We start from the raw sequence: 17,774 nt of genomic DNA, 5'->3' as shown, positions 1-17,774 counted from the left end.
GACGACGGCGAACGACCATGCTTGACGCTGGGGCCGGGCGGGCTTATGTCCGAAGCTGGCATGCTTCTCTCGAAAGACTTCACCTCCATGGCCATTCTGCCCATCTTCACCGCCCCCGATCCGGTCCTGAAACAAAAGGCCCGGCGGGTCGAATCGGTCGACGAACGGGTCATCACTCTGATGAACGACATGCTCGAAACGATGTACAAAGCGCCGGGAATCGGTCTCGCCGCGCCCCAGGTCGGGGTGTCGGACCGCATCATCGTGATGGATATCGGCAAGACCGAGGCGGAGCGCCAGCCGATCCGGATGATCAATCCCGAGATCGTCTGGGCCTCGGACGAAGAGAATATCTACGAGGAAGGATGCCTGTCGGTGCCCGAGCATTATGCGAAGGTGGTCCGCCCGCGTCAGGTCCGCGTCCGTTATCACGACGAGACCTTCGCCAAGATCGAACTCGACGCCGACGGCCTGCTCGCCACCGTGATTCAGCACGAGATCGACCATCTCGACGGCGTTCTGTTCATCGACCACCTGTCCTCGCTGAAGCGCCACATGATCTTGCGCAAGATGATCAAGCTGCGCAAAGAGGCGGAAGTCTGATGAAACTGGTCTTCATGGGGACGCCCGATTTCGCGGTGGCGATCCTCGATTCGCTGCTGTCGGCCGGACACGAGATCGTCGCGGTCTATTCCCAGCCGCCCCGCCCCGCCGGGCGCGGCCACAAGGAACAGCTCTCGCCGGTCCATGCTTTCGCCGCCCAACGGGGGCTGCCGGTTCGGACCCCGCTGACGCTGCGCTCGCCCGAGGAACAGGCCGCCTTCGCCGCGCTGAAGGCCGATGCCGCGATTGTCGCCGCCTATGGGCTGATTCTGCCCCAGGCGGTGCTCGACGCGCCGCGCCACGGCTGCCTCAACGTCCATGCCTCGCTGTTGCCGCGCTGGCGGGGAGCCGCGCCGATCCAGCGCGCGATCCTGGCCGGCGATACCGAAAGCGGTGTCACCATCATGCAGATGGAGGCCGGGCTCGATACCGGCCCGATCCTGCTGTTGCGCTCGCTGCCGCTGCCGCCCGACGTCACCGCGCCCTGGCTGCACGACCGTCTGGCCGAACAAGGCGCGAAGATGATCGTCGAGGCGCTGGAGAAACTGAGCGACGGCACCCTGATCGCCCAAACCCAGCCCGACGAAGGCGCGGTCTATGCCGCCAAGCTGACCCGCGACGAGGCCCGGATCGACTGGCGTCTGCCCGCCCGACAGATCGAGCGGCAGGTTCGCGCCCTCAATCCCTGGCCCGGCGTGTGGTTCGACCTTGGCGGCGAGCGGGTCAAGGTGTTGACCGCCACCATCGCGACCGGCCAGGGCCAGCCCGGCACCGTGCTCGACGACGGCCTCGCCATCGCCTGCGGCGAGGGCAGCCTGCGCCCGGTCAAGGTGCAGCGGGCGGGCAAGGCCCCGATGGAGGCCACCGAAATGCTGCGCGGTCATCCCGTCGCGGTCGGGACCGTGCTGGACTGATGCCGCGCTATCGTTTGCTGGTCGAGTATGACGGCTCGCCCTTCAATGGCTGGCAGCGCCAGGATCATGGCGCGTCGGTCCAAGGCGCGATCGAAGCCGCCGCCGCCAAGCTGTGCGGCGAGGCGGTCACCCTTTATGCCGCCGGACGGACCGATGCCGGTGTCCATGCCACCGGGCAGGTGGCCCATCTCGACCTTCCCCGAGCCTATTCCGGTGACACCGTCCGCGATGCGATCAATTTCCATTTGAAGCCGCATCCGGTGGCGATCCTTGCCGCCGAAGAGGCCGAAGAGGGCTTCCACGCCCGCTTCTCGGCGATCGGGCGGTCTTATCTCTACCGCATCCTCAACCGGCGTTCGGCCCCGGCGCTCGACCGCAACCGGGTGTGGTGGGTCACCGCCGCGCTGGACGAGGAGCGGATGGCCGAGGCGGCAACCCGCCTGCTCGGCCATCACGATTTCACCAGCTTCCGCGCCGGGTGCTGTCAGGCGCGCAGCCCGAACAAGACGCTCGACCGGCTCGAAATCACCCGGATCGGCGACGAGATTCAGATCGTCGCCGAGGCCCGCTCGTTCCTCCACCATCAGGTCCGCAACATGGTCGGCACCTTGAAGCTGGTCGGCGACGGCAAATGGAGCGCGGACGATGTCAGCCGCATCCTGGAAGCCCGCGACCGCGCCCAAGCCGGGCCGACCTGCCCCGCCACCGGGCTGATCTTGACCGGAGTGGTCTATCCCCAGCCGCCCGGATGGGTGAAACATCGGGACGACGGCACCGCCTGACGAAAGGCGACTTAATCTTCCTCGTCTTCCTCATCCTCGCTGTCGGGAGGCGTGCCCAACCCGGCCAGCGTGACCCGGGCGCGCTCGATCTCACGCAGCAATTCGCGAAAATCGGCGGCAAACATCGTGGCATGGCTGCGCTGAAGTCTGGTCAGCGACAAAATGACGATCGTCAGGCGATCGACCGACTCCCGCGCGCCGACCAAAGCCGCCCCATAGGGGGTTTCGGCATAGCCCTCGGGCTTACCCTCGTTCCGGCGGATAAAGACGTTGTCGGCCTTTTCCGCCGCCTGCATGAACGACAGCGTGTCCTGCTTGATCCGAGTCGCCTCGGCCAGGGCGGACTCGATCTCTCCCCGTTCGGGAGCGTGCTGCGACGCGTTGGTATCCCCCATGTCCCCGTCCTCCCGTTACAGCAATCCCATTGCCTTGAAGCTGGCGTGGCCCTTGCGCCCGACCACAAGGTGATCGTGCAGGGCGATGCCAACCGCCCCCAAAGCTTCGCGCACGGCGCGGGTCATGTCGATATCGGCTTTCGAGGGCTTGGGGTCGCCGCTGGGATGGTTGTGAACCATGATCAGGGCGCTGGCATGAAGCGCCAGGGCGCGGCGGACCACCTCGCGCGGGTAAAGCGGGGTGTGATCGACGGTGCCGGTCTGCTGCAACTCGTCGGCGATCAGCACGTTCTTGCGGTCGAGGAACAACAGACGGAACTGTTCCATCGGCAGTGTCGCCATCGCGGTATGGCAGTAATCGAGCAGCGAATCCCAGTTCGAGATCACAACGCTGTTGATAACCGGGGCGCGGGCAAGCCGAATGGCGGCTTCGCGCACCACTTTCAGGGCGGTGGCGGCGACGTCGCCAATCCCATCGACCGTCTTCAGATCGTCGGCCGAGGCGGTCAGCACATCGGCGAAGCTGCCGAAGCGCTTGATCAGCGCCTTGGCCAGCGGCTTGACGTCTCTTTGGGGAATGGCGATGCCCAGCAGCATCTCCAGCAACTCGTAATCGGGCAGAGCCTCGGGCGCTTCGTGAAAGCGCCACCGCAACCGTTCCCGGTGCCCCTTGCGATCATAACCGTCGTCATCCATCCGTCTGCTCATCCTTTGCTGGAAAGCAGGATGCCAAACGGACCGGGCCAAGGGAAGCGCCGGAACCAGGGACCAACGGATAGGGGTACGATGACCGCCGCCACCGGGACCGCAACGCCCCGGTGGCGAAAGGGTTACAGCTTGGCGAGGAAGGCTTCGAGCCAGTCCTGACGCTCTTCGAGCTGGGCGATGTCGTGGTCGAGCCACGCGACCAAAGCGCTGTCTTCGCCGCATTCATCGACGCTGCTGCCGCGCAGATCGATCAGACGGGTCAGTTCGGTCTCGACCGCTTCGATCAGCAGATCAATCTGGGCGCGGCGTTCGGCCGGTTCGAGCAGGTCGAGGAAGCGAATCTTCAGCGCGACGACCAGCTTCGACAGATCGCTGCCCAGCCGCAGACGGGCGGTTAGCAGGGAATGGAGTTCGCGGCGGCCGCCTCGGGTGATTTCAAGCGGCGAATCGTCTTCCATCCCGGCGCCGTCGCGGGCTTCGACCAGACCTTCATAGCGAAGCAGTTCGATCGAGGTTCCCATCAGCTCAAGCGAGGGGCCCATCATTCGGCTGGTGAAATGGCGCACGGTGCCTGCCAGTTCGCTATAGCGCATTGGCCGGGACGCGAGGGTACCGAGGGCACAGAGCCGAACGGCTTCCTTGGGGGTCAGTGTGTTGTCGGCGAACATGGCGGGGGGCTCCATGCGAAATTGAACGAATCAAATATAGCAACCTTTACCCGACCAGTCGAGTCATTCATTACCCCCCATCCGGCTAATCGGGCAGGAAGCGCTTGCATTGCGCGGCCGATCCGTCAAAGTAACTGCCCTCCCACGATGGGGCGGAGCTATAGACGATGGGAGATCAGTCGGTTCCAGTCTGGGTTCTGGCCGACGACCGCGCCGGAAACGTCAGTCAGGCGCTGGGCGTCGCCGAGGCGCTGGACCTGCCCTTCGCGATCAAGACAATCCGCTATGACCGCTGGGCCAAGCTGCCCAACCTGCTGCGCGGGGCCGGGCTGATCGGCATTGAAGCGGAATCCCGCGCCGCGCTGGCTCCCCCCTGGCCCCGGTTGGTGATCGCCGCCGGACGCCGCACCGCCCCGGTGGCGCGCTGGATCAAACGGCAATCAGGCGCCCATCTGGCCCAGATCATGGACCCCGGCGGTCCCGGCCGCGACGATTTCGACCTGATCGCGATCCCCGCCCACGACCGCCCCCACCCCGCCGCCAATGTGATCGAGATCGTCGGCGCGCCGCACCGGGTCGGCCCGGCCCGGCTGGCGGAAGAAGCGAAGCGGTGGGAATCCGCCTTTGCCGCCCTGCCCCATCCCCGGATCGCGGTGATCGTCGGCGGCGCGACCAGACAGCGGCCCTTTCCGGTCGCAATGGCCGAAGAATTGGGCCGCCGCGTCGCCGACCTGGCCGCCGCCGCGCAGGGATCGGTGCTGCTGACCACCAGCCGCCGCACCGGCGAGCCGCAATCCCAGGCGCTGGCGGCACGGCTGCCCGAACCGCGCTGGCTGCATCTTTATGGCCAACCCGGCGACAATCCCTATTTCGGCTTCCTGGCCCTGGCCGATGCCATCGTCGTCACCGGCGATTCGGTCAGCATGTGCTGCGAGGCCTGCGCCGCCCCGGCCCCGGTGTTCATCTGGTCGCCGCCGGGCTGGGTCGCACCCAAGCACGAGCGGTTGCACCGCCTGCTGTACGAGCGGGGATTGGCGCGGCCGCTGGAGTCCGTCGCCGATCTGTCGCCCTGGCCGCGGCCGCGGCTCGACGCCGCATTCGATATTGCCGCCGCTCTGCGCCAGCGGATTGGCCCCCTGACCTAGGTCTAAAGCCTGATATACCCTTGGATTGGCACCGACTAAGGTCATATACTAGAGAATGCCGATGTTCAGGCAAGGGGAAGGTCATGCCGCGTTTAACCATATCTCTGCGGGTAGGGCTGGTGATCCTACTCAACACCATCCTGATCGGGGTTTCGGTCGGCGTGGCGACTCTCGGGGTACTCAACCGCAATGCCGAGCAGGACGCTTATCTCGCCATCGAGCGCAACATGCGGGTGGCGTGGAACGAATTGAAGGCGCAAGGCGGCGATTTCCGCCTTGTCGAGGGACGGATCGTCGCCGGAACCGTTCCCCTCAACGACAATTTCACTCCGGTCGATTCGGTGGTGGCCCAGGTCGGCGGCACCGCGACGATTTTCATGGGCGATACCCGCGTCTCGACCAATGTCCGCAAGGATGACGGCAGCCGCGCCGTTGGCACCAAACTGGCGCGCAACGCCGCCTATGAGGCGGTTCTGGTCCGCAACGAGCCCTATCGCGGCTTCGTCGATATCCTGGGCATTCCCTATGTCACCGGCTACGACCCGATCCGCGACTCGTCCGGCGCGGTGATCGGGATTTTGTATGTCGGCATCCCGGTGGCGCAGTTCTTCGCCTCGGCCGAGGCGGTCAAGACCTGGACTCTGCTGATCCTGCTCGGATGCGGAATCGTCGGTCTGGGGCTGGGGCTGGGGCTGGCCCACCGGACGATTGTGCGTCCGCTGCGCGCGATCACCGCCGCGATGAGCGACATCGCCCAGGGACGACTCGACCGCTCGCTGCCGCTGACCGACCGCAGAGACGATATCGGCGACATGGCCCGCACCCTGGAGGTGTTTCGCGCCCACGCCGCCGAGAATGAACGGCTAACCCGCGCGCAAAACGCCCAGGAAGAACGGGTCAGGGCGCAGCGTCACGTCGAGATGGCGGCATTGGCCAACGAGATGGAAACGCGGGTCCACGGCGTCGTCGCCGAGATCGGCTCGCTGACCGACCATCTCCACCGCGCCGCCGACGATCTGGCGGCGAACGCCGACCGCACCGGCAGACAAGGGGCGGCGCTGGCCTCGGCCAGCGACACCGCCTCGGCCAATGTCGAATCGGTGTCGGCGGCGGGACAGGAATTGTCGGCCTCGATCCGCGAGATTGCCCGTCAGGTCGAACAATCGACCGCGATCGCCCGGGCCGCGGTGGCCGAAGCCGCCGAGACCAACCGCAAGGTCGAGGGCCTGTCATCGTCCACCAGCCGGATCGGCGAGGTCATTAGCCTGATCAACGGTATTGCCAGCCAGACCAACATGCTGGCGCTGAATGCGACGATCGAGAGCGCCCGCGCCGGAGAGGCGGGCAAGGGCTTTGCCGTCGTCGCCCATGAGGTCAAGACCCTGGCCGGTCAGACCGCCCAGGCGACCGAGGACATCGCCCAGCAGATTTCGGCGGTTCAGGACGGAACCCGCGCCACCGTCGAAGCCATCCATGCCATTGCCAACACCATTACCCGGATCGATTCCTTCTCGACATCGATTGCCGGGGCGGTCGAGGAACAGGGCACGGTGACCAACGAGATCGCCCGCAATGTCGAGGCGGCCAGCCAGGGTGTCCGCGACGTTTCGACCAGCGTCACCGAAGTTGCCCAAGCTGCCGCCGAAACCGGCCGAATGGCCAAAGACGTCTTTTCGATCGCGGACAGTCTAAAAACTCATAGCCGTTCCCTCGAAGGTGAGCTGGTTCGCTTTCTGGCGGATATCAGAAGCAAAGAGTAAAAAAGGGTAATATAGAAGCGAAGTCTTCACAGGAGACCCCCCCCCATGCTGCCACGCCGAATGGACCCATCCCAATCCCTGGCCGCCCGGGTCTCCACCCTGGCCGTAATCGGGCTTTCCGCCCTTTTTCTCCTGCTCTTGACCCAGACATGGTCGGAAGCGATCGTTTCCTCCGAACAGGAGGAAGCCGAGGCCCACAACATTCTGTTCAGCCAAAGCCGTGATTTGCGCATCCTGGCGCTGGAAATGCGACGGGCGGAAAAGGATTTCCTGATCCGCAAGGAGCCGAAATACGCCGAAACCGCGCTGGCGACAGCGACCCAGGCATCCGAGCTCGCCAAGCGGATGGCGGGCGAACCCCATGCCGACGCCTTCCGCCCCGATCTCGACGCGATTGGCAGCGGGATCGTGCGCTATCGTCAGGCGCTTGGCACCGTCTCCGACAACCTGATCAAGGTCGGCCTCAACGAGACTCTGGGGCTGGAGAAGCAACTTCGCGACGCCGCCCACGCGATCGAGGCCAACCTGACCTCGGCTGGCACCGACCCGACACTGATGATGCACCTGCTGTCGATGCGCCGCTCGGAAAAGGATTACCTGCTGCGTCATCGTCCCGACTATCTGGCTAAGGTCGCGGCGGCACAGCGCGCCTTCCTCGCCACGCTCGACCGCAGCGGCCTGCCGGAAAGCCAGCGCGCCAGCCTGCGTCAGGATGCCGAGAGCTATCTACGCACGGTCACCGCCTATGTCGAACTCGATCAGGACGCCGAGGCGGCCCGCAAGGCTCTCAGCGAGAGCTATGCCAGTTTCGGCGACCGCTTCGACCAACTGGCCGACGCCGCGGGCAAGGAACGCGACGAAGCCCTGGCCAATGTCGCCACCACCGTCGAGCGGACCCACATGATTTCCTGGGGCTTCACCCTGGCCCTGGCGGTGATCTTCCTGCTGGCGACGCGCTCGATCGGACGCTCGATCACCCTGCCGCTGCTCGCCACCACCGCCGCGATGCAGCGAATGGCCGACGGAGCCCGCGACCTTGACATCGCGCATCAATCCCGCCGCGACGAAATCGGCGAGATGGCCCGCTCGCTTGAGGTGTTCCGCCGCGAACTGGCCGAGACCGAGCGGCTTCAACGCGAAGCCGAGCAGGCTCGCCAGCGCGAACTCGACCGCGCCCTGCGCCGCGATCAATTGACCAGCCGGTTCGATCAGGCGGTAAGCCAGGTGATGATCGGGGTTTCGACCGTGGTCGATCAGGTCGCCAGCGCCTCGACCGAACTGAACGCCGCCGCCACCCTGACCGGCGATCAGAGCGCCACGGTTGCCCATGCCGCCGAGGAATCCACCACCAACGTCCAGACCGTGGCCTCGGCGACCGAGGAATTGGGGGCCTCCACCTCGGAAATCAGCCGCCGGGTCCAAGACACCACCCGCATCTCGCAATTGGCGGTCGAGCACACCGCCGAGGCGACCCGCCGGGTCGGCGACCTGCAACAGGCGGCCGACCGGATCGGCGAAATCGTCCGGATGATCGAGGACATTGCCGGTCAGACCAACCTGTTGGCGCTGAACGCCACGATCGAGGCGGCCCGCGCGGGCGACGCGGGCAAGGGCTTTGCCGTCGTCGCGGGCGAGGTCAAGGCGCTATCGACCCAGACCGCCCGGGCCACCGCCGAGATTCAAAGCCAGATCGCCGGGGTTCAGAGCAACACCCATGAAGCCGCAGGCTCGATCCTGCGCGTCCGCGACGTGGTGGGACAGGTTGACGGCGTCGTCACCTCGATCGCCTCGGCCGTCGAGGAACAGACCGCCGCAACCCAGGAAATCGCCCGCAACGTCCAGGAAGCCGCGATAGGCAACGCCGCAGTCAGCCGCGGCATCGTCGAAGTGTCGCGCGCGGCGGGGCAGACTGGCGACCTCGCCAACCGGATGCACAGCGTCGCCAAGGAATTAGGGGCGGTCTCGTCCCAATTGCGCCACGAAGTCGATAGCTTCCTCGGCGGAATCCGGGCGATCTGAGGCCGTCATTGGGCCGGACGGCCGACCCCGTCGAGAAAAATCCCCACCGCGATGCGGACATGGGAATCGATTTGTTCGTCGCTCCAATGCGGCACCAGGCCAAGAACCTGGCGGACATGCAGGTCGCCCAGCATCGCCCCCAGATAGATCTGGGCGATTTCGTCGGGCGACCCGGCGTCTTCGCGCACCGACAGCGCGGCGCGGAACCGTTCGGCCAGACGGCGTTCCAGCGTGCGCGGCCCGGTATTGAAAAACAATTCGGCGATTTCGGGGACCCGGTGCCCTTCGGCGACCAGAATCCGATAAACCGCGATGTTGTCGGGAGCCAGGGCGGCGCGGACGAAGCGCCCGCCCAGTTCGATCAACCCAGCCTCGCAAAAGGTGCAGGGACCGGTTTCGTCCCCCAGCAATTCCCACACCGTCGAGGTGATACCTTCGACCAGGGCACGCAAAAGACCATCTTTACTTCCAAACTGATCGTATAAGGTGCTGCGCGACCCCTTGGAGCGCTCGACGATATCGGACAGGCTGGTACACTCAAATCCTTTTTCGAGAAACAGCTCCCGGGCGGCATCCAGCATGGCTTGGCGACGTGCCATCCCCCGCCCCTGCGGCTTTGCCTTTGTCATGGTCGGCCTGTCTCTCCTGTCCCTACGTATATCCCGACGAAAGCGTCTTGATCCAAACTAAACTGTACGGTACGGTACACTGCATGAGCAGCGCCGTCCACCCCTTCTCCGACTGGCGCCGCCGAAGTCAAGGATCCCGACAATGTCCCTCCCCCCCAGAATTTCGTCCCTGGCCATCCTCGCCCTTGCCGCTTTGGTGGCAACCGGTTGCGACGATAAAAAGCAGTCCGCCGGTGCCCCCCCGGGCGCTCCGGTCGAGGTGACCGCCCTCGCGGTCGAACCCGGGCGGGTGGCGCTGACCACCGAATTGCCCGGCCGCACCACCGCCTTTCGCGTCGCCGAGGTCCGTCCCCAGGTCAACGGCATCATCTTGAAGCGATTGTTCCAGGAAGGCAGCGAGGTCAAGGCGGGGCAACAGCTTTACCTGATCGACCCCGCGACCTATCAGGCCAGCGTCAACAGCGCCCAGGCCGATCTGGTCAAGGCCCGCGCCTCGTTGAAATCGGTCGAGGCCAAGGCGTCCCGCTACGAGGATCTGGTGCGGATCAACGCGGTGTCGCGCCAGGATTACGACGACGCCATCGCCAGCCTCGATCAGGCCAAGGCGCAGATTCTGGTCGCCGAAGCGGCGGTACAGACGGCGCGGATCAGCCTGGGCTACACCAAGGTGTTCGCCCCGATCAGCGGCCGGATCGGTAAATCCAGCGTCACCGAAGGTGCGCTGGTTACCGCCAACCAGAACACCAGCCTTGCCACCATCACCCAGTTGGACCCGATCTTCGTCGATGTCAGCCAGTCGAGTTCCGAACTGATCCGTCTGCGCCGGACGCTCACCCCCGATGGCAGCGCCGCCGCCGCCGCCGCGCCGGTGACGTTGACGCTCGACGGTACCGCCCAATCCTACGACCTGCCCGGACGGTTGGAATTCTCCGACGTCACCGTCGATCAGACCACCGGAGCGGTCCAGCTTCGCGCCGTGTTCCCCAATCCGCGCCACGACCTTTTTCCCGGCCTGTTCGTCCGCGCCCGGATCGAGCAGGGCGTCAAGGATCAGGCCATCCTGATCCCGCAGAAGGCGCTGGTGCGCGGTGCCGACGGCAAGGCCTCGGTCTGGGTGGTCGGCCCCGACAACAAGGTCGCCCCGCGTCCGGTCAAGGTCGGTCAGGCGGTCGGCGATTCCTGGCTGATCGAAGAGGGGCTGGCCGCGGGCGATCTGGTGGTGACCGAAGGGTTACAGAAAATCCGTCCCGGTGCCGAAGTCCGCGTCGCTCCCGCCAAAGCGGCCCCGGCGGCCCCGGCGGCCCCGGCCGCCGCCCGCTGATCGGAGAGTCCCCCCATGCCCCGTTTCTTTATCGACCGGCCCGTATTCGCCTGGGTCATCGCCATCATCATCATGCTGGCGGGCGGTTTGTCGATCCTGTCGCTCCCGATCGAACAATATCCGCGCATCGCCCCCCCGGCGGTGCAGATCTCCGCGACCTATCCCGGCGCCTCGGCGCAGACGGTTGAAAACACCGTCACCCAGGTGATCGAGCAGAAGATGAACGGTCTCGATCATCTTCGCTATATGTCCTCGACCAGCGATTCCGCCGGTAATGTTTCGATTACGCTCACCTTCGACCCCGAAGCCAACCCCGACATCGCCCAGGTGCAGGTGCAGAACAAGCTGCAATTGGCGATGCCGCTGTTGCCGCAGGAGGTGCAGAGCCAGGGCGTCAAGGTCGCCAAGGCCGCCAAGAACTTCCTGCTGGTCGCGGGCTTCTACTCGAAGGACGACCGCTATTCCCAGGTCGATCTGACCGACATGCTGACCTCGCGCGTCCAAGATCCGATCAGCCGGGTCAACGGCGTTGGCGAAGTCACCGTGTTCGGGGCCCAGCATGCGATGCGGGTCTGGCTGAACCCGGACAAGCTGGTCAGCTATGCCCTGTCCACCGCCGACGTCGTCAACGCGATCACCGCCGAAAACGCCGAGGTCTCGGTCGGCCAGCTTGGCGGCAATCCCGCCGTGCCGGGCCAGCAGATCAACGCGACCATTCTGGCGCAAAGCCGGTTGGAGACGGTCGAGCAGTTCGGCGCGATCCTGCTTCGGGTCAATCAGGACGGCTCGCTGGTGCGGCTGAAGGACGTCGCCCGGATCGAGATCGGCTCGGAAAACTACGAAATCCAGGCCAAATATAACGGCCACCCCGCCGCCGCAATGGGCATCAAGCTCGCGACCGGCGCCAACGCGCTCGATACCGTCACCGCGGTCCGCAAGCAGTTCGAGGAATTGAAGAAGGTTCTGCCCGAGGGGCTGGAAGTCACCTATCCCTACGACACCACGCCGTTCGTCCGCATCTCGATCGAAGAGGTGATCAAGACCCTGATCGAAGCGATCGTGCTGGTCTTCGTCGTGATGTTCGTCTTCCTTCAGAACTTCCGGGCCACCCTGATCCCCACCATCGCGGTTCCGGTGGTTCTGCTTGGTACCTTCGGCATCCTCGCCGCCAGCGGCTTTACCATCAACACGCTGACGATGTTTGCGATGGTGCTGGCAATCGGCCTGCTGGTCGATGACGCCATCGTCGTCGTCGAGAATGTCGAGCGCGTGATGAGCGAGGAGGGGCTGTCGCCCAAGGAAGCAACCCGCAAATCAATGGATCAGATCACCGGGGCGCTGATCGGCATCGCCTTGGTGCTCTCGGCGGTTCTGGTGCCGATGGCGTTCTTCTCCGGCTCGACCGGCGCGATCTATCGCCAGTTCTCGCTGACCCTGGTGTCGGCGATGGGGCTGTCGGTGTTGGTGGCGCTGATCCTGACCCCGGCGTTGTGCGCGACGATCCTAAAGCCGGTCGAACGCGGCCACGGCCTGTCGTCGCACGGCTTCTTCGGCTGGTTCAACCGCAATTTCGACCGCAGCCGCTCGATGTACATCACCGGCGTCCGCGGCGTGCTGCGCCGCGTGGTGCCGTCGCTGGCGGTCTATGCCGTGTTGCTGGCCGGTCTGGTCGTGATGTTCATCAATCTGCCCTCCGCCTTCCTTCCCGAGGAAGACCAGGGACTGATGTTCGTCCAGGTTCAGACTCCGGCCGGAGCCACCCGCGAACGCACCGCCGAAACGATGTCGAAGGTCGAGGCCTATTTCCGCGAACAGGAAAAGGACACGGTCGACAGCATCTTTACCCTGGCCGGTTTCAACTTCGCCGGTCGCGGCCAGAATGCCGGTATGGCCTTCATCCGCCTGAAGGATTGGAGCGAACGCACCAGCCCCAACCTCAAGGCCAAGGCCATCGCCGGACGCGCCATGGCCAACCTGTCCAAGATCAAGGACGCGATGGTGTTCGCCTTCATCCCGCCTGCGGTGATCGAGCTTGGCAACGCCAACGGCTTTGACTTCCAGTTGCAAGATCAGGCCGGCGTGGGCCACGAGGCGTTGATGCAGGCCCGCAACCAAATTCTGGGCATGGCCGCTCAGAATCCGGCCCTGGTGGGCGTGCGGCCCAACGGGCTGGAGGACACCCCGCAATACCAAGTGTCGGTCGATCGGGAAAAGGCGTCGGCGTTGGGGCTGTCGCTCTCGACGATCAATTCCACCCTGTCGGCGGCGTGGGGCTCGGCCTACGTCAACGATTTCATCGAAAAAGGCCGGGTCAAGAAGGTCTATATCCAGGCCGACGCCCCGTTCCGGATGCAGCCCGAGGACGTCAATCGCTGGGAAGTCCGCAACAGCACCGGAGAAATGGTGCCGTTCTCGACCTTCGCCACCGCCCATTGGTCGTTCGGCTCGCCCCAGCTCGAACGCTATAACGGCGTTCCCTCGCGCGAGATCATGGGAGCCCCCGCCCCCGGCCATTCTTCGGGCGAAGCGATGGCGATCATGGAGGATCTGGCAACCAAGCTGCCGCCCGGCATCGGCTATCAATGGACCGGCCTGTCCTATGAGGAACGGCAGGCCGGATCGCAGGCTCCGGCGCTCTACAGCATCTCGGTGCTGGTGGTGTTCCTCTGCCTCGCCGCGCTGTACGAAAGCTGGTCGATCCCGTTTGCGGTGATGCTGGTGGTGCCGCTCGGCGTGCTGGGCGCGGTCGGCGCGGTGACGGCGGTCCGCCTGCCCGACGACGTCTATTTCCAGGTCGGGCTGCTCACCACCATCGGTCTTGCCGCCAAGAACGCGATCCTGATCGTCGAATTTGCCAAGGATCTCTATGAGAAAGGGATGACGCTGACCGACGCGGCAGTCACGGCGGCCCAACAGCGCCTACGCCCGATCCTGATGACCTCGCTGGCCTTCATCCTGGGCGTTCTGCCCTTGGCGATCGCCAACGGAGCCGGGTCCGGTGCCCAGAACGCAATCGGTATCGGCGTGATGGGCGGTATGATCAGCGCAACCTTCCTCGCGATCTATTTCGTACCGCTGTTCTTCGTGATCGTCCTCGGTCGTTTTGGCAAAAAGCGGGAAACGCCCGCCGCCCCGGAAGGGTCCGCCGATGTCTGATTCTGTCTTCTCCTCCATTCGGAACACCGCCATGACCACCAGACCGCTTTTCGCGGCTCTTGCCGCCGCCACCCTGCTGTCGGGCTGCTCGCTGGTCCCCGATTACCTGCGGCCCGAAGCCCCGGTCCCCGCCGCCTGGCCCGCCGGGGCGGGTCCGGCCGCCCCGACCAAGCCCGAGGCTCCGCTGCTGGGCAACATGGCGTGGAAGGAGTTCTTCACCGCCCCGTCGCTTCAGTATCTGATCGGGCAGGCGCTGGAGAACAACCGCGACCTTCGGGTCGCGGCGCTCAACATTGATGTGGCGCGCTCGACCTATCGGGTTTCCGAATCCGACCTGTTCCCGCATTTGACCGCCGGAGCGTCGGCAACCGCCGACCACAGCCCGAAATCGGTCAGCTCGGCGAACCCGCCCAAGGCGTCCGACACCCGCCGCTTCAACGCTAACCTGGGGATCACCTCGTTCGAGGTTGATCTGTTCGGACGGCTGTCCAGCCTGGAAGAGGAATCGCTCGAAAAGTATCTGGCGACTGAGGAAGCGCGGGACTCGACCCGGATCTCCCTGATTGCCGAGGTCGCCAACGCTGCACTGACTTTGTTCGGCGACCGCGCCCTGCTCAAGCTCACCAACGAGACCCTCGACAGCCGTCAGGCCTCGCTGGAGTTGATCTTGCGCAGCTTCGAACGTGGCGCTGCCTCGCAACTCGACGTCGCCCAGGCCCGGACCGCGGTCGAAACCGCCCGGGTCAACCGCTCGCGCTATCTGCGTCAGGTCGAGCAGGACAAGAACGCGCTGGTCCTGCTGGTCGGCGCGCCGATCGACGAATCCCGGCTGGACGCGGCGGCCGACGATCTCGGCGGGCTGCATTTCGTCGAGGATCTGCCGACCGGCCTGCCCTCCGAGGTTCTGCTGCGCCGCCCCGATATCGTCCAGGCCGAACACACCTTAAAGGCCGCCAACGCCAATATCGGTGCCGCACGGGCCGCCTTCTTCCCCACTTTGTCGCTGACCGGCACGTTCGGGAGTTCCAGCACGACGCTGGACACCCTGTTCGCCGCCGGTACCGGGGCATGGTCGTTCGTGCCGCAGATCACGACGCCGATCTTCGACGCCGGGAAGAACTTCGCCAACCTCGACAGCGCCAAGGCCAACCGCGATATCGCGATCGCTCAGTACGAAAAGTCGATCCAGACCGCGTTCAGCGAGGTCGCGAATGCCCTGACCGCCAAGACCACCCTGTCCGAGCAGATGAAGTCGCAATCCGATCTGGTCGCCGCGACCCGCGACAGCTATCGCCTGTCGCGCGCCCGCTACGACAGCGGCATCGACAACTATCTGACCGTGCTGGATTCGCAGCGCTCGCTCTACAGCGCCGAACAGGATTTGATCTCGGTCCAGATCTCGCGCCTGTCGAACCTCGTCACCCTCTACAAGGTTCTCGGCGGCGGCGTGTCGTAGCAAGACAGCGCCCGCCCCGAAAGAGGCATCGCCCGACCGGGCGGACGGAAAAGACCAAGCCGCGGTGAGGCCCCCTCATCGCGGCATTGCTCTGTCTGCGATCCGAAGAAGCAGGCTGTCGTGGCGAGGGGGGCTGCGGCCTTAGAGCCGATTCTATTTGAATGGAAAAGGCTCTAGAAACGGCAACGGACGGACCCGAGCGTTAGCTCAGATCCGTCCGTCTCACCAAAGTAAAGTCACTCGTGAAGAGTGATTACTTCACGGCGCTCTTGGCGGCACCCAGGGCGATCCAGTTGAAGCCCGGAACGGCCAGGACGGCGGCGTGCACCGAAATCGCCACAACCACGGCCACAACCCAAATCACGGGCAGCCAGGTCGACGGATTGATGACCAGCCAAATCTTGTAGTCGTCTTTCGGATTGCTCATAGAAAAAAACCCCTTAAGAAAAGGCTAGATCAGAACCAGGGCTTCCAGGCCCAAACCAGCACGTGCGCCGCAACGGCGAACACGAGGAAGGTCAGGAAAGTGGTCTGGAACTGGCCGTGGAATTCAGCGGCTTCCTGTTCGGTCAAACCCGACAAGCTTCTCTCAGCCATGTATGTCACTCCATCACGATGGGGGCAACGAGCGGGGTCCGCCGCTGCCGGGCCGTATTAACGGAATGTAATGTTGCATTGAAGATTGCCGAAGTCAAACCGAATTTCGGGCCAGATCGTTTTTCCCGACCACCCGCATCGGTAGCGGCGGCGATCAGCCCGCCGCCCGCTCCAGCACCGAGGCAAAAAAGCCGTCGGTGTGGTGGCGCAGCGGGGTCAGCCGCAGATGCGGTCCCGCCACCGGACAGGGGGTGCCCAGCGTTTCGGCCCACACTTCGTCGATCGGAACCTGCCGATACTCGGGATGGGCGGCCAGGAACGCCTCGACCTGGGCCTCGTTCTCCTCCGTCATCAGCGAACAGGTGGCGTGGATCAGCCGCCCGCCGGGACGGACCAGCCGCGCCGCGCTGGTCAGGATGTCGCGTTGACGTCCGATCAGTTCAAGCAGATCGGACTCGCCCAACTGCCATTTCGCATCCGGATTGCGCCGCCACGTCCCGGTCCCGGTACAGGGCGCATCGACCAGGACGCGGTCGAAGCTTCCGGCCGAGCGCTTGATCCATTTGTCGGACTCGCCCTCGATCACCCGCCGGGTGACGTTGTGGACTCCGGCGCGACGCAGGCGGTCCCCGGCGCGATCAACCCGCCAACTGGCGACGTCGCAGGCGACCAGACGGCCTTTGTTGGCCATCGCGGCCGCAATCGCCAGGGTCTTGCCCCCGGCCCCGGCGCAATAATCGACCACCGCCATCCCGGGCTTGGCGCCCACGATCAGCGCGACCAGTTGCGAGCCCTCGTCCTGGACCTCGATCAGCCCGTCGCGCCACGCCTGGATCTGCACCAGCGGCAGCCGCGACGCCAGCCGCAGCCCCAACGGCGACAGCGCGGTCGGCTCGGCCCGGATCTTTTCCGCAGCCAGGGCGGCAATCGCCTGCTCGCGCGTTGCCTTCAACGCGTTGACGCGCAGGTCAAGCGGCGCTTCGTCGCGCATTGCCCCCATTTCGTCGCCGAGCGTGTCGCCGAACAGAGCGACCAGACGCGGTTCGATCCATTCCGGATATTCCGAGCGGACATGCGGCGGCATATCGCGGTGGAACGGCGATTTCAGTTCCAGCATCCGCTCGATAAAGCGGCGCTCTTCCGGCTCGGGAGCCCAGGCCGAATGCGGACCGCGAAACAGATCGGGGTCGGGCTGGATGCCTTCCAGCGCCATGTCGGCCAGCACCCGACTGCGCGAATCGATCTCCTCGACCTCGAAGAACCGCAGCCACCAATCAATCCGGGCGCGGCGGCGCAGCACCCGCCACACCACCTCGGCGACGGCGCGGCGATCCTTGGCCCCGATATAGCGGCGGTCGCGGTAATACGAGGCGGCGACGGAATCGGCGGGCTTGGCCGATTTCTCGATCGCGGACAGAACGTCGATGGCAGCCTGAAGTCTGGCGGCGGGAGTCATGGCAAAGCACCTGAAAAAGAAGTGAACGCGGGCCAGGATGCGCCCATCGGCGCGGCCCGACGAGGCCGCCGGCCGCTCCCGTGCGCGGCGGGAACGGGAGCCGACTCATAGTGCAGCCGGGGCGGCAAAAGCAACAAAAGCTCGTGCCGCGCCCGGTATCGACGT

The 17,774-nt window shown here is 65.1% G+C and carries 16 protein-coding genes; 9 read left to right on the top strand and 7 right to left on the bottom strand.

The features are described from left to right. The first annotated feature begins 87 nt into the window (after positions 1-87). The 3 genes from def to truA are packed head-to-tail and all read left to right on the top strand — an operon-like array spanning position 88 to position 2,299. Positions 88-603, top strand: coding sequence for a peptide deformylase (def, locus tag BLW40_RS15030; protein ID WP_211656778.1), 516 nt, complete (start codon positions 88-90; stop codon positions 601-603). After that, complete coding sequence (gene fmt / locus BLW40_RS15025) at positions 603-1,517, top strand: methionyl-tRNA formyltransferase (protein ID WP_074770007.1); 915 nt, start codon at positions 603-605, stop codon at positions 1,515-1,517. The genes def and fmt overlap by 1 nt, the downstream gene beginning before the upstream one ends. Then, a complete protein-coding gene (gene truA, locus BLW40_RS15020) occupies positions 1,517-2,299 on the top strand; it encodes a tRNA pseudouridine(38-40) synthase TruA (protein ID WP_074770005.1) in 783 nt (260 codons plus the stop codon). The genes fmt and truA overlap by 1 nt, the downstream gene beginning before the upstream one ends. An 11-nt stretch (positions 2,300-2,310) precedes the next feature. On the opposite strand, the gene BLW40_RS15015 is transcribed toward truA, so the two are convergent. The 3 genes from BLW40_RS15015 to BLW40_RS15005 all read right to left on the bottom strand — a co-directional run bounded on the left by BLW40_RS15015 (position 2,311) and on the right by BLW40_RS15005 (position 4,070). After that, entirely contained in the window at positions 2,311-2,694 is a 384-nt protein-coding gene (locus BLW40_RS15015) for a hypothetical protein (RefSeq protein ID WP_074770003.1), read from the bottom strand. 15 nt (positions 2,695-2,709) lie between these two features. Next, on the bottom strand, positions 2,710-3,390 hold the full coding sequence (radC, locus tag BLW40_RS15010; protein WP_074770001.1) for a RadC family protein: 681 nt from the start codon (positions 3,388-3,390) through the stop codon (positions 2,710-2,712). A gap of 134 nt (positions 3,391-3,524) precedes the next feature. Further along, positions 3,525-4,070 (bottom strand): hypothetical protein, encoded by a 546-nt coding sequence (locus BLW40_RS15005; protein ID WP_074769999.1) that lies wholly within the window; start codon positions 4,068-4,070, stop codon positions 3,525-3,527. A 167-nt stretch (positions 4,071-4,237) separates the two neighbouring features. On the opposite strand from BLW40_RS15005, the gene BLW40_RS15000 reads away from it, so the two are divergent. The 3 genes from BLW40_RS15000 to BLW40_RS14990 all read left to right on the top strand — a co-directional run bounded on the left by BLW40_RS15000 (position 4,238) and on the right by BLW40_RS14990 (position 8,994). Further along, positions 4,238-5,215 (top strand): mitochondrial fission ELM1 family protein, encoded by a 978-nt coding sequence (locus BLW40_RS15000; RefSeq protein WP_074769997.1) that lies wholly within the window; start codon positions 4,238-4,240, stop codon positions 5,213-5,215. 83 nt (positions 5,216-5,298) lie between these two features. Beyond that, positions 5,299-6,975, top strand: coding sequence for a methyl-accepting chemotaxis protein (locus tag BLW40_RS14995; protein ID WP_074769995.1), 1,677 nt, complete (start codon positions 5,299-5,301; stop codon positions 6,973-6,975). A gap of 45 nt (positions 6,976-7,020) precedes the next feature. Next, positions 7,021-8,994: a methyl-accepting chemotaxis protein gene (locus BLW40_RS14990; protein ID WP_083386811.1), complete on the top strand. Its 1,974-nt coding sequence runs from the start codon at positions 7,021-7,023 to the stop codon at positions 8,992-8,994. 5 nt (positions 8,995-8,999) lie between these two features. Here BLW40_RS14990 and BLW40_RS14985 read toward each other — a convergent pair whose 3' ends face one another. Further along, complete coding sequence (locus BLW40_RS14985) at positions 9,000-9,593, bottom strand: TetR/AcrR family transcriptional regulator (RefSeq protein WP_211656777.1); 594 nt, start codon at positions 9,591-9,593, stop codon at positions 9,000-9,002. A 172-nt stretch (positions 9,594-9,765) separates the two neighbouring features. On the opposite strand from BLW40_RS14985, the gene BLW40_RS14980 reads away from it, so the two are divergent. Genes BLW40_RS14980 through BLW40_RS14970 form a run of 3 tightly spaced genes read left to right on the top strand, consistent with a single transcriptional unit; the run spans position 9,766 to position 15,556 of the window. Then, entirely contained in the window at positions 9,766-10,944 is a 1,179-nt protein-coding gene (locus BLW40_RS14980) for an efflux RND transporter periplasmic adaptor subunit (protein ID WP_074769989.1), read from the top strand. Between the two features lie 15 nt (positions 10,945-10,959). Continuing rightward, entirely contained in the window at positions 10,960-14,100 is a 3,141-nt protein-coding gene (locus BLW40_RS14975) for an efflux RND transporter permease subunit (protein WP_074769988.1), read from the top strand. Positions 14,101-14,131: 31 nt separating this feature from the next. Continuing rightward, complete coding sequence (locus BLW40_RS14970) at positions 14,132-15,556, top strand: efflux transporter outer membrane subunit (RefSeq protein WP_074769986.1); 1,425 nt, start codon at positions 14,132-14,134, stop codon at positions 15,554-15,556. A gap of 253 nt (positions 15,557-15,809) precedes the next feature. Here BLW40_RS14970 and pufA read toward each other — a convergent pair whose 3' ends face one another. From pufA to BLW40_RS14955, 3 genes are all read right to left on the bottom strand, one after another. Beyond that, the gene (gene pufA / locus BLW40_RS14965) at positions 15,810-15,983 is read right to left on the bottom strand and encodes a light-harvesting antenna LH1, alpha subunit (RefSeq protein ID WP_002725584.1); all 174 of its coding nucleotides are present in this window, start codon (positions 15,981-15,983) and stop codon (positions 15,810-15,812) included. Between the two features lie 29 nt (positions 15,984-16,012). Beyond that, positions 16,013-16,153, bottom strand: coding sequence for a light-harvesting antenna LH1, beta subunit (pufB, locus tag BLW40_RS14960; RefSeq protein WP_039853353.1), 141 nt, complete (start codon positions 16,151-16,153; stop codon positions 16,013-16,015). 154 nt (positions 16,154-16,307) lie between these two features. Continuing rightward, positions 16,308-17,609 carry an RsmB/NOP family class I SAM-dependent RNA methyltransferase gene (locus BLW40_RS14955; RefSeq protein ID WP_074769984.1) on the bottom strand — a complete coding sequence of 434 codons (1,302 nt, stop codon included), beginning with the start codon at positions 17,607-17,609 and terminating at the stop codon, positions 16,308-16,310. Positions 17,610-17,774: the final 165 nt, after the last annotated feature.

Origin of the sequence: Magnetospirillum fulvum (assembly GCF_900108475.1) — a bacterium.
Taxonomy (GTDB): Bacteria; Pseudomonadota; Alphaproteobacteria; order Rhodospirillales; family Magnetospirillaceae; genus Phaeospirillum; species Phaeospirillum fulvum_A.
Note: the sequence above shows the minus strand (reverse complement) of the source record. Positions and strands in the feature narration are given on the sequence as shown.